This window comes from Marinobacter sp. (genome assembly GCF_041687235.1).
GTDB lineage: Bacteria > Pseudomonadota > Gammaproteobacteria > Pseudomonadales > Oleiphilaceae > Marinobacter.
Genome location: NZ_JAWLCH010000007.1, coordinates 208,331 through 220,101, shown reverse-complemented (window position 1 = coordinate 220,101; position 11,771 = coordinate 208,331). Strand labels below are relative to the sequence as shown.

Sequence of the window (11,771 nt, the reverse complement as noted above, 5' to 3'; positions counted from 1 at the left end):
CGACACTCCTGTCAGCTCCGTTCACTCGCCCCGCCAGGTCACGCTGTAGAGGTCGTGCCGGCGGTCCTGCAGATTTTTTACGGTACCACTGTTCCGGGCCGTGATCAGCACTTCGGGCCGGAGGTCGGCGAAGGCAACGGTCTCCACGTTGGGTTCGGTGTCGGCGGCGATGCCATCCCGGGCAAAGGGAAAGTCGCAGGGGGTCAGGATGCAGCTCTGGCCATACTGGATTTCCATGTTCGGCACATTCGGCAGGTTGCCAACGTTGCCGGACATCACCACGTAAACCTGATTCTCTACCGCCCTGGCCTGGCAACAATAGCGAACTCGCAGGTAGCTTTGCCGCTCATCGGTACAGAAAGGCACAAAGATGATATGCGCGCCCTGGTCCACCAGATGGCGTGTCAATTCCGGGAACTCCGCGTCATAGCAGATCAGCACGCCAATGGTGCCGCAGTCGGTCTCGATGGCGCTGACCCGGTTGCCGCCCTGAACGTTCCACCAGAATGCCTCGTTTGGCGTCGGATGAATCTTGGGCTGGCTGAATACCTGGCCATCCCTCAGAAACACATACGCCATGTTACGGATGGTGCCGTCTTCCTCTCGGACCGGCGTGGAGCCGGCGACAATATTGATGTTGTAGCGCAGTGCCAGATCCCGCATCAGTTCGCGATAGCGATCCGCATAATGAGTCACAGCGGCGAAGGTCTCGGCGGGGCTGCCCTTGCGGGCTTCAATGGAAAGCAACTGCAGGGTGAACAGCTCCGGAAACACCACAAAATCGCCTTTGTAGGTGGACACAACATCCACGAAATAACGGACGATCTCGCTGAATTCGTCGAACGACCCTACCGGCCGCTGCTGGTACTGGACGGTACCGATTCGTACGGTATCGCGCATGCGCTGACCATAGCGTTTCTTGCGGCCGTTTTTCTCGGATTGGGGTACTTTCGGATTTCGCCAGATCAGATGAATGCCATAGCCCATGGAATCGTGGTCGGCGTCCAGGTAATGCGGAATGATGCCGTGCACCTCGAAACCCTGATGAAGCTGGAAGGACAGCACCGGGTCCTTTTGTTCCTTGCGTCGGATGGCTTCGACGTATTCTTCAACGCTGGTGAATTTCTTCAGCCGCTGACGCAGACTCGGCAACCGCCCGGCAAAGACCACACCCTGCAGACCCAGGGCCTGGCATAACTGTTTCCGCTCGTTGTACAGCCGTTCCCCGATGCGGTAGCCGCGGCATTCCGGATCAACACACACCTCCATCCCGTATAGCCAGTCACCCTCCGGATCATGGCGCGAGGCATAGCCGTTGCCGGTGATGGAGGTCCAGTCGTGGGCGGACAGCGCGATCTCTTCGGCAATACGGAACGTGGCACAGTAACCCACCACGGTATCGCCCAGCATGGCGACAAACTGGCCATCGGGAAAGGTATTGATCTGCCCGGTCAATGGCCCCTTGGTGTAACCATACATGCCAGTGCCTTCGTAAACGCGACGGCTGAGCTGGATGATGCGAGGGATGTCGGCCAGCGTGGCGCTGCGAACGTACAGGCGCTGATCAGGATCGGAAAACGGAGGACACATACACACCTCAAGAAAAGGCGTTGATTTGGTTCCATCTTTGGTGGGCTGGCAGTGTTTCGTCAAGACAAATCGGTTAACCGTCGTTTGGCAGGGGGAAGCGATCAATCACCGAATACACGGAACCGGCGGGGCCGGGGTTGCTTTCGAAAAGGACGAATTCAGTCACCTGGAACTGCCCGAACCCAGAGTCACCGTATTCAACCAACAAAGGTTCAACAGAACCCGCCTGGCGTTTGAAACGAGCCAGAGTAATATGCGGGCGAAACACCCGACTTTCGGCGCAAAAACCGAATTTCTCCATCCGCGCCCCGAGACGCTTGTTAAGAGCAGCGACCGGCGCCTCCGGCTGAACACCAGCCCACAGATTCTTCGGCCTCTGGGGCTGCCCGAAACACCCTACGCCGGCAACGTCGAGCAGGAAGGGCTCTGACTTGATGTCACGGGCTGAACCGGCCAAAGCGTCAAGATTTTCCTGGCTCACCGTACCCAGAAACAGGAGCGTAATGTGCAGTTGCTCAGCACTCTGCCATTTGGCGCCCGGAACCGCTGATCGAATCTTCAGCAACCGGTCCTTGATCTCGGACGGGAGCTCCAGCCCGAAGAAAAGCCGTGGCAAAGTCTTATTCCTCGTAGATCATCTTGCGCACCATGCCGCCATCTGCCACAAAATTCTGACCAGTGACAAACGAAGCTTCAGGCGAGATCAGGAAAGCCGCCAACGAGGCAATATCGCCTGGTTGCCCTACCCTGCCGGCTGGGTGTTGCAGATGATCGTTTTCGGAAAGCGGTTCCACTGGCTCTGAATCACCCTGCCAGGCCCGGGTATCGATCCAGCCGGGGCTGATGCAGTTAACTCGGATATCCGGCCCAAGACTTATAGCCAGGGCGTGGGTCAGTGCCACTATGCCACCCTTGGTGGCGGCGTACGCCTCGGTATCTGGCTCGGATTGAAGCGCTCGAGTGGAGGCCATGTTAACGATAGCTCCCTTGGTTTTTCGAAGGTGTGGCACCGAGTGTTTTGTCACCAGGAACGGCCCGGTCAGATTCACATCCAGCCGGCGCTGCCACTGTTCAAGGCTCAGCTCCTCCACCGGTCCGGTCTCCGGATTGGCGATTCCGGCGTTATTGATAACGGCGTCCAGGCGACCGCCCCAGCGAAGGGCTTCGGCAACGATGCGCTCCACATCAGTTTCCGAGGCCACATCGCCTGGCAGAAAGCGCAGTTGGTGCTCTGCACTGGCGGCCAACTGCTCACCTACGGCCCTGTCGGTGTCACAGAACGCCACCTTCCAGCCAGCATCGGCCAGATGAAGCACAATGCCCCGACCGATGCCTCTGGCGCCGCCGGTCACCAATGCGACGCGATCGGTTCGATTCAAAACAACCTCCGTTACGACCAACCTTACGGGTTACTCAACCTTGGGCGTGGGCCGGACAAGAATTTCATTTACATCCACATGGGCCGGCTGCGCCACGGCATACATGACGGCATTGGCGATGTCTTCCGGCTTGAGTGCGTGGCCAGGACGTTCGTCAAAGAAGGGCGTGTCCACCATACCCGGCTCAATCAGGGTAACGCGGATACCAGAGCCACGGAGCTCCTCACGAACACCATAGCCAATGGCGGTTACCGCCCACTTGGTCGCACTGTACATGGAACCGGGAATGGTCGCACGGCCAGCCGCGGAACCGGTCAGCAGCAAGTGGCCCTTGCTCTCCCTCAGCGCAGGCATGCAATGCTGGAGGGTAAGGCCGACACCGTAGATATTGGTGAGGATCATATCCTTCCAGACCTCGGGGTCGGCGCCGCTGAAGCCGCCCGGTTCACCACCCCGGCCAGCATTGGCAAAGACCGCATCAATGCGACCAAACGTCTTCAGTGCCTGATCGACCATGTTCTTCTGGTCATCCCCACTCTGGACGTCACACTGCACCGTCAATACCTTTTCTTCGCCACCCAACTCCTGTTGCAGGCCTTTGAGCTTGTCTTCGGAACGCGCGGCCAGTACCAGTCGATACCCCTGTTTCGCCGCTGCTCGCGCTGTCTCTGCGCCAATACCCGATGACGCGCCGGTGATAAGCATTACAGGTTCGTCTGCCATAAGGTTGTTCTCCTGTCGCTTGGAAAGTGTGGGTAGGACTACGCCCGCTGACAGCAGATCGATCAGTCAGTAGATCTGTAACAGGATCAGGGCGACGATGGCCAGGGCCAGCAGAAACCAGCGAGCGTAGTGGTCTGGGCGGTCTTCATCATCGGTGGCAGTGCGGCTGACACTGTCGCCTGAAGTCTCTTCGTACTCTGAAACCAATTGCCGTGCCCGGTAGAGATCCTCGTCATCAACATGAACGTTGCTGAAACCCGCGGCACCGATCTCACCCATGGCGCCCTGGAGATAATGGCCTCCGACATGGGCCTCAATACCGTTGGCTTCCAAAAGACCAGCCACAATATGGGCTTCGGTTATGTCTCTCGCCCGATAGGCAATTTGCAACACGCGACTCCTTCTGTGACCGTTCCGGGCAGAACCGGGACAAATCTGCGAGTATTATCTGAAGGATAGTTCGCCCTGACTCGTGGGGCCAATAACAGACGGATCGACCATGCTCTGGATTATTCTCGCCATCATCGTGTTTATTGTTGCTGCAACACTGCTTCTGTTCCGGATTGAGGATCTGTCACATCTGGACCGGGATGATTACCCGGTACAGGAAGCTGCACCCAGCGAAGCCAACCGGGAAGTGCTGGGGCGCATCCGCGAACTGGGGCAATCCTCGAAAGGCCTCCGCGGCAAGGCGCGGCTGATGGCCCTACGAACGCACATGGACAGACTCAGCGAAGGAATTGAACTGACCTCCGAACTGCGCCATTGCGAGTCGCCCCGCGGTGAATGGGTTCTCGCCCCGGGCTGCGATACCCGCCGCCGCATCCTGTACATCCATGGCGGCGCCTGGGCGGCTGGCAGTCCCAGAAGTCATCGGGCCATTACCGACCGGTTATCGCAGATAACCCGTGCCGCGGTTTTTGCGGTGGATTACCGGCTGATGCCGGAGAACCGGTTCATGGACGGTGTCCGGGATTGTCGCGAGGCTTATAAATGGCTACTGAAACACGGGCCCGACGGCGCCGAGCCGGTAGATTTCATGGTGGTCGCCGGGGATTCTGCCGGGGGCAGTCACACTCTGGGATTGATTGCCTGGATTCGGGACAATGGCCTGCGCCAGGCAGACGCCGCCATCGCTTTCTCACCGTCGACGGATCTGACCCTCACAGCCCCGAGCAATCGCAACAACATCGGCACCGATCCTCTGCTTGGACCTACCTTCGGCGGGTTATCAAAAATCCCCTTGCCGGTGATCTGGTGGGCGACCCTGGCGGCTTTTCGGGTCTCGCCTACCAATCCTGTTGCCTCGCCACTGCGGGGCGATCTGCAGAACCTGCCACCCACTCTGATCCAGGCCAGTGACACCGAGATGCTGCTGGACAACGCACGGCGTTACGCAGCACGGGCCGAAGCCGCAGGCTCTCCGGTGACCCTGCACACGTGGCACGGCATGGTGCACGTATGGCAGATTTTCGTGCCCTTGCTTCCGGAGGCGGAAGAGGCCTTCGACGACATCAAGGCGTTCCTCGAGCAACTGGAGTCTCAGGGCAACGCACAGGCTTCGGCTTAAACCTGCACCTTTCCGCGCAACGCCTTGGTTTTGCCCTTTTTGGTTTTCTTGTCCACCCGCTTGCGCTGTGAGGAGCGGGTCGGCTTGGTGGGCCGGCGTGCCTTGCGAGGCTTTACGGCCTCCTGAATCAGCTCTTTCAGCCGTTCCAGCGCATCTTCCTTATTCAGCTCCAGGGTTCGGAAGGATTGCGCCTTGATGATCAGCACGCCCTCCTTGCTGATTCGCTGGTCATTGAGCGACATCAGCCGTTCCTTGTAAAACGGCGGCAAAGAGGAGTTCGGGATATCGAAGCGCAGGTGCACTGCGGAGGCGACTTTATTTACGTTCTGGCCACCGGCACCCTGGGCCCGGATCTGGGTGATTTCGATCTCCCAGTCGGCAAGTTCAACAGCGTTGGATAGTTTCAGCATCTGCTAAGGTTAACAGAATACAGAACCGCGGGCTTTCGGCACCAGGATCCGATCAAGGAACAACCAACGACCATGTGCGGACGATTCACCTTTTATACGCCGCCGGACACCCTGATCCTCGAGTTTTTTCCCGAGGGTATGGAAGTGGACGGGCACTTTGATCCCAGCTACAACATCCCTCCCGGCACAGGCATTCCCATGATCCGGAAAACCATGACCGGCAGCCTGATCATGGCCCACTCCCACTGGGGATTCCGCCCGGCCTGGGCCGATGAAAAAGCCCCTGCCCCGATCAATGCCAGGGCGGAAACAGCGGCGACTTCAAAATACTTCCGGGACGCCTTTGCCCACCACCGTTGCCTGATACCTGCCAATGGCTGGTACGAATGGCAACAAACGGAACACGGCAAGGAACCCCACTACATAACACCAAAGGATTCCGGGAAGTATCCGGCGATTTTCTTCGCCGGCCTGTGGACCCCGCGAGAAGGTGACGAAACCACGGCTTGCGTCATCATAACCGAACCGGCCAGCGAACACCTGAAGCATATCCATGACCGTCAGCCCGTGGTGCTTGATCCGGCCTGCCTGAGGGACTGGCTGAATCCGGAAATTTCAGACCGGTCGCAGGTGCGGTCGGTGACCCATCGCCTGGATCCTGAACAGCTGAAAGCCGTTCCCGTTTCGGCGGAGGTGAATAACCCCAGGCATAACTCGCCGGAGCTGATCCGGGAACCCTGAATCCTGTAGTAGTCCTTTAATACCCGCTTCCTCACCGACGCTGCTACTGTTTCCAAACCTGGCGAGACAATCACAAGGAGATAGCCATGAGCGGGAAGAAGATTCTGATGATTACCGGTGATTTCACCGAAGACTACGAAACCATGGTGCCGTTCCAGGCACTGCAGGCCGTTGGCCACACGGTTCACGCCGTATGCCCCGACAAAAAAGCCGGCGACACTGTTGCCACGGCCATTCATGATTTCGAGGGTGACCAGACCTACACCGAAAAACCAGGGCACCGATTCGCCCTGAATGCGGATTTTGATGGACTGGACCCGGCGAACTACGACGCGCTGGTAGTACCGGGCGGTCGAGCGCCGGAATACTTGCGCCTCAACAAAGAGGTCCAGAATCTGGTTCGTCACTTTTTTGAGACCAACAAGCCGGTGGCAGCGATCTGTCATGGTGCACAGCTGTTGGCCGCAGCCGGGGTTCTGGAGGGACGCAAATGCTCTGCCTATCCAGCCTGCCAACCCGAAGTGGAACTGGCCGGAGGTACGTTCGCCGGTATCGAGGTTGATCAGGCGGTCACCGATGCTAATCTGGTAACAGCGCCTGCGTGGCCTGCTCATCCGGCCTGGCTGGCGCAATTTTTCAAATTGCTGGATCAGTAACGCAGCAGGGGCCAGCCCACCGGCCCCTCACCGCTGCCCGGGAGGCCCCCATGTGCAAGCTCTTTATCAACGCCGACCCGGAGCTTTGGGTCAGCCGGACCCACTCACTGCGCATTGATGGCATGGTGACCAGTGTGCGAATGGAAAACGCCTTCTGGCAGGTTCTGGCAGAACTGGCCGAACGGGATGGCATGAATCTGCCACAAATGATCACACGGCTTTATCACGAATCCATTGATGCCGGCCACGACCTCGGCAACTTCACGTCCTTCCTTCGGGTTTGTGCGCTCCGCTACCTTGAGCTGCAACTGAGCGGCGACGTTCCCCGGGATACCCGGGTGCCGATTGCCTCTCTTGATGCTGACCGCATTCTCGCTGGCACATCCGGTGAGCCAGCGACACCGGAAGTGGTCACCAAAGCCAGACACTGACCAGTAAGAGCCGGTTATTGCCGGCTCGCCTGTTTCGCCTTGATATCCCGAACGTCCGAGTTTTCCACGACTTCCTGCAGATTACGTCTGGGAGCCGCAGGCAAATCCGTAGCCGGATAACCAAGCCTGAGCAGGATCTGGGGAAAACCTGAGCGGCCGAGCAGGTGTTGAAGCTTCGGCCGCAGCACCGCAACCTGAATGGGCTGGTTCAGATAAGACGCCTGCAACCCCTGCCCGAGGGACCGAAGCAAGACCCGCTCCAGCGCCTGCCCTGCCTTCAGCCAGTCTTCTACGCCGTCTCCGGCGGTTCCCAGTGCAGCAATCACCGGCGATTCATCCGCCAGCTGCCGGTCCTTGGCACCCACGCCATTGCCCATGTCAAAGGTGCGCACAACCAACTGCGCCACGGGTGCAACCATACCGGGCACCGCCAGACCATCGCCTTTGCGGCGTGGGTGCATCCAGGCCGCCAGCTCCCTTCGCCAGCTTGGGTTGGACCACTGAGCGGCGTCACCTTCTGCAACAAGCTCGGCCACCTGGTGGCGGGCATGCTCCGATTCCAGAACCTGGAACCAGGCTCCTTCGATCCCTGCGGACTCCTCCAGGGTGCTCAGAACATTTGAAGGCACCTGCTTTGGCTCAAACCGCTTACGGTAGGTGCGTCGCCCGGCAATTGCCTTGTACAGCTCGGCTTGCCGGCCGTCCAGTCCAGAACCGGGCGCAAATGAAACTGTCGCAAGCAGGTCCTCATCGTCCCCGTCCGGCAGCAAGTGACAGTGAGCAATAAACCCGGCATGGGCGGCAGCGACCCTGAGATTGAACAGAGCGCACCCGCAGCTGATAGTAAGCTCCCTGTCATCGGGGTCGTTCACTGGCAAGGCGCGCAGCCGATCGGCATACAAGGACACCCCAGTGTCACTGATTTCAAAGCGCCATGGCTGAGTGTTGTGACTGGATGGCGCCAATAGTGCGCTTTCAAGAATGGTTTCCAGAGCTTCTGGCGGTATTGAATCCGTGCCTATTCCTTCGCTCATAACAGGTCTCCTGAAGGGTATCCTGCCAGACTATGCCTGCCCGAGAGGAAAAGATAGCGGGCGATCGCCGGGTTATGCCATGCGCTGTATCAACAAAATCTCACGAATCGTAACCTGACATCCTTACCAGCGAAGATTAGAGTGAAATCTTTAAACCATGGTATCGGGGCTGAGAGTGCGTAATTCCGGTCAGAACATCGTTTTTCTGGCGCTCATCGTGCTTACGCTCGGCGGCTGCGCCAGCAGCGGGAATCTGCAGCCTGAGTCATCGGCCCGGGTCCACCAGATACCCACCGAAGCGTCAGATTCGGACAAGGCACAAAAACTCTGGCAGGTCTTCGAGCGGTACAGAGGCACCCCCTATGAATACGGCGGCAGTTCTTCCGAAGGCTTCGACTGCTCGGGCTTCATTCTGACCGCCTATCAGGAAGGCCTGGGCAAACAGTTGCCCCGCACGACCTCGCAAATGCTGGCCAATGGAGACATCGTGCATCCTGGCGAGATCAAGCCGGGCGATGTGGTGTTTTTCCGGATAGGCGGAAAGGAACAGCACGCCGGTATCTACATGGGCGGAGACCGGTTTATCCACGCCTCCACATCAACCGGCGTTACACTGTCCTCAATCAGTGGCTACTACTGGAAGGGCCGCCTTTCTCAGGCACGGCGCTTTGACTGAAACCAACAGGCCAATCTGATTCAGCCCTTTTTCCGACGCACATAGAGAACTTTGTGGACACGGGCCACCAGCTCGCCGGATTCATCGACAATCTCAACGTCCCACTCGGGCAGCATTTTTTCTCCGTCTGCCGTTGCGGCCCGGATTTGTTCAACTCGCTCGTCAGTCAGTTCAAACCGGGCCATCACCTTGCCCTTGCCCGGGCGGATAAAATCGATACTCGCCGATTTATCCCACACGATGTAGTCGTTGCCCAGTCGTCGCATCAGCAACAGCATGTACATGGGGTCAACCATGCTGTAGAGCGAGCCGCCAAAGTGAGTGCCCACGTAATTGGTGTTGTACCAGTGCTGGCCCATTTCCACCCGGGCCGAACTGAAATCTTCAGCGATATGGGTCACCCGGATTCCGGCTCCAAGATAGGGAGCAAACGTAGACAGCACACGGCGCATGGCACCGGCACTGGCAAGCCAGCGACGTACAGTGGCATTCATCAAATATCCCCGGTGGTAAAAATGATGGAAAACTCAATAGCACGCTATCTTCCAATTCGAAGCGTGCCGATGCAAGAATTTCATACGACCGTTTGAATATTAAGGACCACTGGTATCAAAGACCACTGAACGTGAGGTGCAGAGCAATGGCTGCCATCATAACGCCGATGACACCATCGATAATCCGCCAGGCCAGCGGTCGGGCAAGAATCGGGGCCAGCGCCGAACCGCCCCAGGCCAGCAGCCCGAACCAGAGAATCGAGGCACTGCTCGCGCCAGCCACGAAGGTGGCTGCGTCTTCTTGCTGGGCTCCGATAGCAGGGATCAAAAGCAGCGTGTCCAGATAGACCTGGGGATTGAGCAAGGTGACTGCCAGGGTGGTGAACACCACGGCTTTCAGGCTTCGTTTGGTTACTTCTCCCGCTTCAAGAGCCGCCCTGCCGCGGCTGGCGCGAACGAAGGACTGGATTGCAAGCCAGCCGAGGAAGGCTACCCCCAGCCAGCGGAGAATCTGCAACGCCTCAGGCATGGCCATCAAGGCAGCACTGATGCCGAACATGCCCAGGGTAAACAGAGTGACATCCGCCACCATGCACAATCCGGCTGACCACCAATGGTGTTCCCGACGGATTGCCTGGCTCAGCAAATAGGCGTTCTGCGCACCGATCGCCACGATAATGCCGCCACACACAATCAATCCGGTCAGGTAACTCTCAAGCACGTTGGTCTCTCCTCAATGAATGACGCAAGGTTACCGCCTTCCATCTATACTTGAAATTCATACTCATAATGCTGCATCAGTTTTCCTTATGATTGATTACAAACTGCTGGAAGCGCTGGCGACGGTCATTGAATGCGGAGGGTTCGAACGGGCCGGCCTGGCACTCGGACTAAGCCAGTCGGCCATTTCCCAGCGCATTCGCACCCTTGAAATCCGCCTCGGGCAGCCGGTTCTGGTTCGTAGCCCGGTGCTCAAAGCCACGCCGGCAGGGCAACGCCTGCTCAACCACGTTCAGCAGGTGCAGTTGCTGGAAAGAGACCTGACAAAATCCATTCCGGCGATCTCGGAACCCACGGCAAGACTGCGCATCGCGCTGAATGCCGACAGCCTGGCCACCTGGTGGGCAGCCGCCGTGGGTAGTTTCTGCGCGGACGAGACCCTGCTGCTGGATCTTGTGGTGGAGGACCAGGACATTGGCCTCCGCCGGATGCGTGAAGGGGATGTGGCTGCCTGCCTGTGCAGCAGCCCTCAGCCAGTTGCCGGTGCCCGATGCGTGCCCATCGGCACCATGACCTACATGCCGCTGGCAACTCCGGACTATGTTAAACGCTATTTCGGAAACGGCCTCAGCGAGGCCAGCCTGCAGAGTGCGCCGGCCATCGTTTTCGGGCCGAATGACCAGCTGCAACACCGGTTCCTGGCCCAGTGCGGCTATCACGGCACCTTCCCCCACCACCTTTGCCCTTCCTCGGAAGGTTTTGTAAAACTGGCCCTGGCTGGTATGGGCTACGGTATGATTCCGGAAATGCAGGCCCGACCGGAAATTGCAGCGGGGCGACTGGTGAGCATCGCGCCTGAACAAACCCTGGAAGTGCAGCTATACTGGCACTTCTGGCGCCACGGCGGCGGCGTGATGGACCGGCTGACCAACGCCCTTCGGTCTGCCGCCATACTTCATTCGGGCTCGTGAGAGAAGGAGAAAAGCGATCAGACTGAAGCACCGTGTGGCCGTCTACGGCACCTTGAAACGAGGCCGGAACAACAGCCATATTCTGCGAGGCGCGCGGTTTGTGGGAACCGACCGAATGCCTGAATTGAGCCTTTACCACCTGGGTCCTTACCCCGGCGCCATCAAGGAACCCTCCCCGGGCGTTCGCGTGGAAGTCTATGCAGTAACGGATCCGATGCTGAGGGTGCTGGACGAACTGGAAGATTACGCTCCTGAACGCCCGCAAAGCAGCCTGTATATCCGCCAGACCATGGGCACCCGCCACGGGCCGGCCTGGGTGTATATTTACAATAGGCCGGTTAAAACGATCCAGCGGCTGAACTCCGGGAGCTGGTAA

At 58.5% G+C, this 11,771-nt stretch carries 16 protein-coding genes; 7 read left to right on the top strand and 9 right to left on the bottom strand.

The genetic code is table 11. From position 1 onward, the window contains the following. Positions 1-21 precede the first annotated feature (21 nt). The 5 genes from ACESMK_RS12205 to ACESMK_RS12185 form a co-directional block, all read right to left on the bottom strand. A complete protein-coding gene (locus ACESMK_RS12205) occupies positions 22-1,590 on the bottom strand; it encodes a GNAT family N-acetyltransferase (RefSeq protein ID WP_372998863.1) in 1,569 nt (522 codons plus the stop codon). Between the two features lie 73 nt (positions 1,591-1,663). Further along, positions 1,664-2,206: an RNA 2',3'-cyclic phosphodiesterase gene (gene thpR, locus ACESMK_RS12200; protein WP_372998860.1), complete on the bottom strand. Its 543-nt coding sequence runs from the start codon at positions 2,204-2,206 to the stop codon at positions 1,664-1,666. Positions 2,207-2,210: 4 nt separating this feature from the next. Further along, positions 2,211-2,969, bottom strand: a complete 759-nt coding sequence (locus tag ACESMK_RS12195; RefSeq protein WP_372998857.1) for an SDR family oxidoreductase — start codon at positions 2,967-2,969, stop codon at positions 2,211-2,213. A gap of 30 nt (positions 2,970-2,999) precedes the next feature. Further along, positions 3,000-3,692 carry an SDR family oxidoreductase gene (locus ACESMK_RS12190; RefSeq protein WP_372998854.1) on the bottom strand — a complete coding sequence of 231 codons (693 nt, stop codon included), beginning with the start codon at positions 3,690-3,692 and terminating at the stop codon, positions 3,000-3,002. 66 nt (positions 3,693-3,758) lie between these two features. Further along, on the bottom strand, positions 3,759-4,085 hold the full coding sequence (locus ACESMK_RS12185) for a DUF2007 domain-containing protein (RefSeq protein ID WP_372998851.1): 327 nt from the start codon (positions 4,083-4,085) through the stop codon (positions 3,759-3,761). A gap of 106 nt (positions 4,086-4,191) precedes the next feature. Between ACESMK_RS12185 and ACESMK_RS12180 the strand changes: the two genes are divergently transcribed. Continuing rightward, positions 4,192-5,262 carry an alpha/beta hydrolase gene (locus ACESMK_RS12180; RefSeq protein ID WP_372998848.1) on the top strand — a complete coding sequence of 357 codons (1,071 nt, stop codon included), beginning with the start codon at positions 4,192-4,194 and terminating at the stop codon, positions 5,260-5,262. Here ACESMK_RS12180 and arfB read toward each other — a convergent pair. Beyond that, the gene (gene arfB / locus ACESMK_RS12175; protein ID WP_014576363.1) at positions 5,259-5,672 is read right to left on the bottom strand and encodes an alternative ribosome rescue aminoacyl-tRNA hydrolase ArfB; all 414 of its coding nucleotides are present in this window, start codon (positions 5,670-5,672) and stop codon (positions 5,259-5,261) included. The genes ACESMK_RS12180 and arfB overlap by 4 nt on opposite strands. A 72-nt stretch (positions 5,673-5,744) precedes the next feature. On the opposite strand from arfB, the gene ACESMK_RS12170 reads away from it, so the two are divergent. The 3 genes from ACESMK_RS12170 to ACESMK_RS12160 all read left to right on the top strand — a co-directional run bounded on the left by ACESMK_RS12170 (position 5,745) and on the right by ACESMK_RS12160 (position 7,500). Continuing rightward, positions 5,745-6,413, top strand: a complete 669-nt coding sequence (locus ACESMK_RS12170) for an SOS response-associated peptidase (RefSeq protein ID WP_372998844.1) — start codon at positions 5,745-5,747, stop codon at positions 6,411-6,413. Positions 6,414-6,499: 86 nt separating this feature from the next. Next, the gene (locus tag ACESMK_RS12165; RefSeq protein ID WP_343811443.1) at positions 6,500-7,069 is read left to right on the top strand and encodes a DJ-1/PfpI family protein; all 570 of its coding nucleotides are present in this window, start codon (positions 6,500-6,502) and stop codon (positions 7,067-7,069) included. A 50-nt stretch (positions 7,070-7,119) separates the two neighbouring features. Next, positions 7,120-7,500 (top strand): ribbon-helix-helix domain-containing protein, encoded by a 381-nt coding sequence (locus ACESMK_RS12160; RefSeq protein WP_372998841.1) that lies wholly within the window; start codon positions 7,120-7,122, stop codon positions 7,498-7,500. A 14-nt stretch (positions 7,501-7,514) separates the two neighbouring features. Here ACESMK_RS12160 and ACESMK_RS12155 read toward each other — a convergent pair whose 3' ends face one another. Continuing rightward, on the bottom strand, positions 7,515-8,534 hold the full coding sequence (locus tag ACESMK_RS12155; RefSeq protein WP_372998838.1) for an Acg family FMN-binding oxidoreductase: 1,020 nt from the start codon (positions 8,532-8,534) through the stop codon (positions 7,515-7,517). 175 nt (positions 8,535-8,709) lie between these two features. On the opposite strand from ACESMK_RS12155, the gene ACESMK_RS12150 reads away from it, so the two are divergent. Continuing rightward, positions 8,710-9,210, top strand: coding sequence for a C40 family peptidase (locus tag ACESMK_RS12150; protein ID WP_372998836.1), 501 nt, complete (start codon positions 8,710-8,712; stop codon positions 9,208-9,210). Positions 9,211-9,230: 20 nt separating this feature from the next. Here ACESMK_RS12150 and ACESMK_RS12145 read toward each other — a convergent pair whose 3' ends face one another. Both ACESMK_RS12145 and ACESMK_RS12140 read right to left on the bottom strand, forming a co-directional pair. Beyond that, positions 9,231-9,704 carry a DUF4442 domain-containing protein gene (locus ACESMK_RS12145; protein ID WP_372998833.1) on the bottom strand — a complete coding sequence of 158 codons (474 nt, stop codon included), beginning with the start codon at positions 9,702-9,704 and terminating at the stop codon, positions 9,231-9,233. A 115-nt stretch (positions 9,705-9,819) separates the two neighbouring features. Then, positions 9,820-10,425: a LysE/ArgO family amino acid transporter gene (locus tag ACESMK_RS12140; protein WP_372998830.1), complete on the bottom strand. Its 606-nt coding sequence runs from the start codon at positions 10,423-10,425 to the stop codon at positions 9,820-9,822. A gap of 88 nt (positions 10,426-10,513) precedes the next feature. Between ACESMK_RS12140 and ACESMK_RS12135 the strand changes: the two genes are divergently transcribed. Both ACESMK_RS12135 and ACESMK_RS12130 read left to right on the top strand, forming a co-directional pair. Next, entirely contained in the window at positions 10,514-11,395 is an 882-nt protein-coding gene (locus tag ACESMK_RS12135) for a LysR family transcriptional regulator ArgP (protein ID WP_372998827.1), read from the top strand. A 34-nt stretch (positions 11,396-11,429) separates the two neighbouring features. Continuing rightward, a complete protein-coding gene (locus tag ACESMK_RS12130) occupies positions 11,430-11,771 on the top strand; it encodes a gamma-glutamylcyclotransferase family protein (protein ID WP_320407631.1) in 342 nt (113 codons plus the stop codon).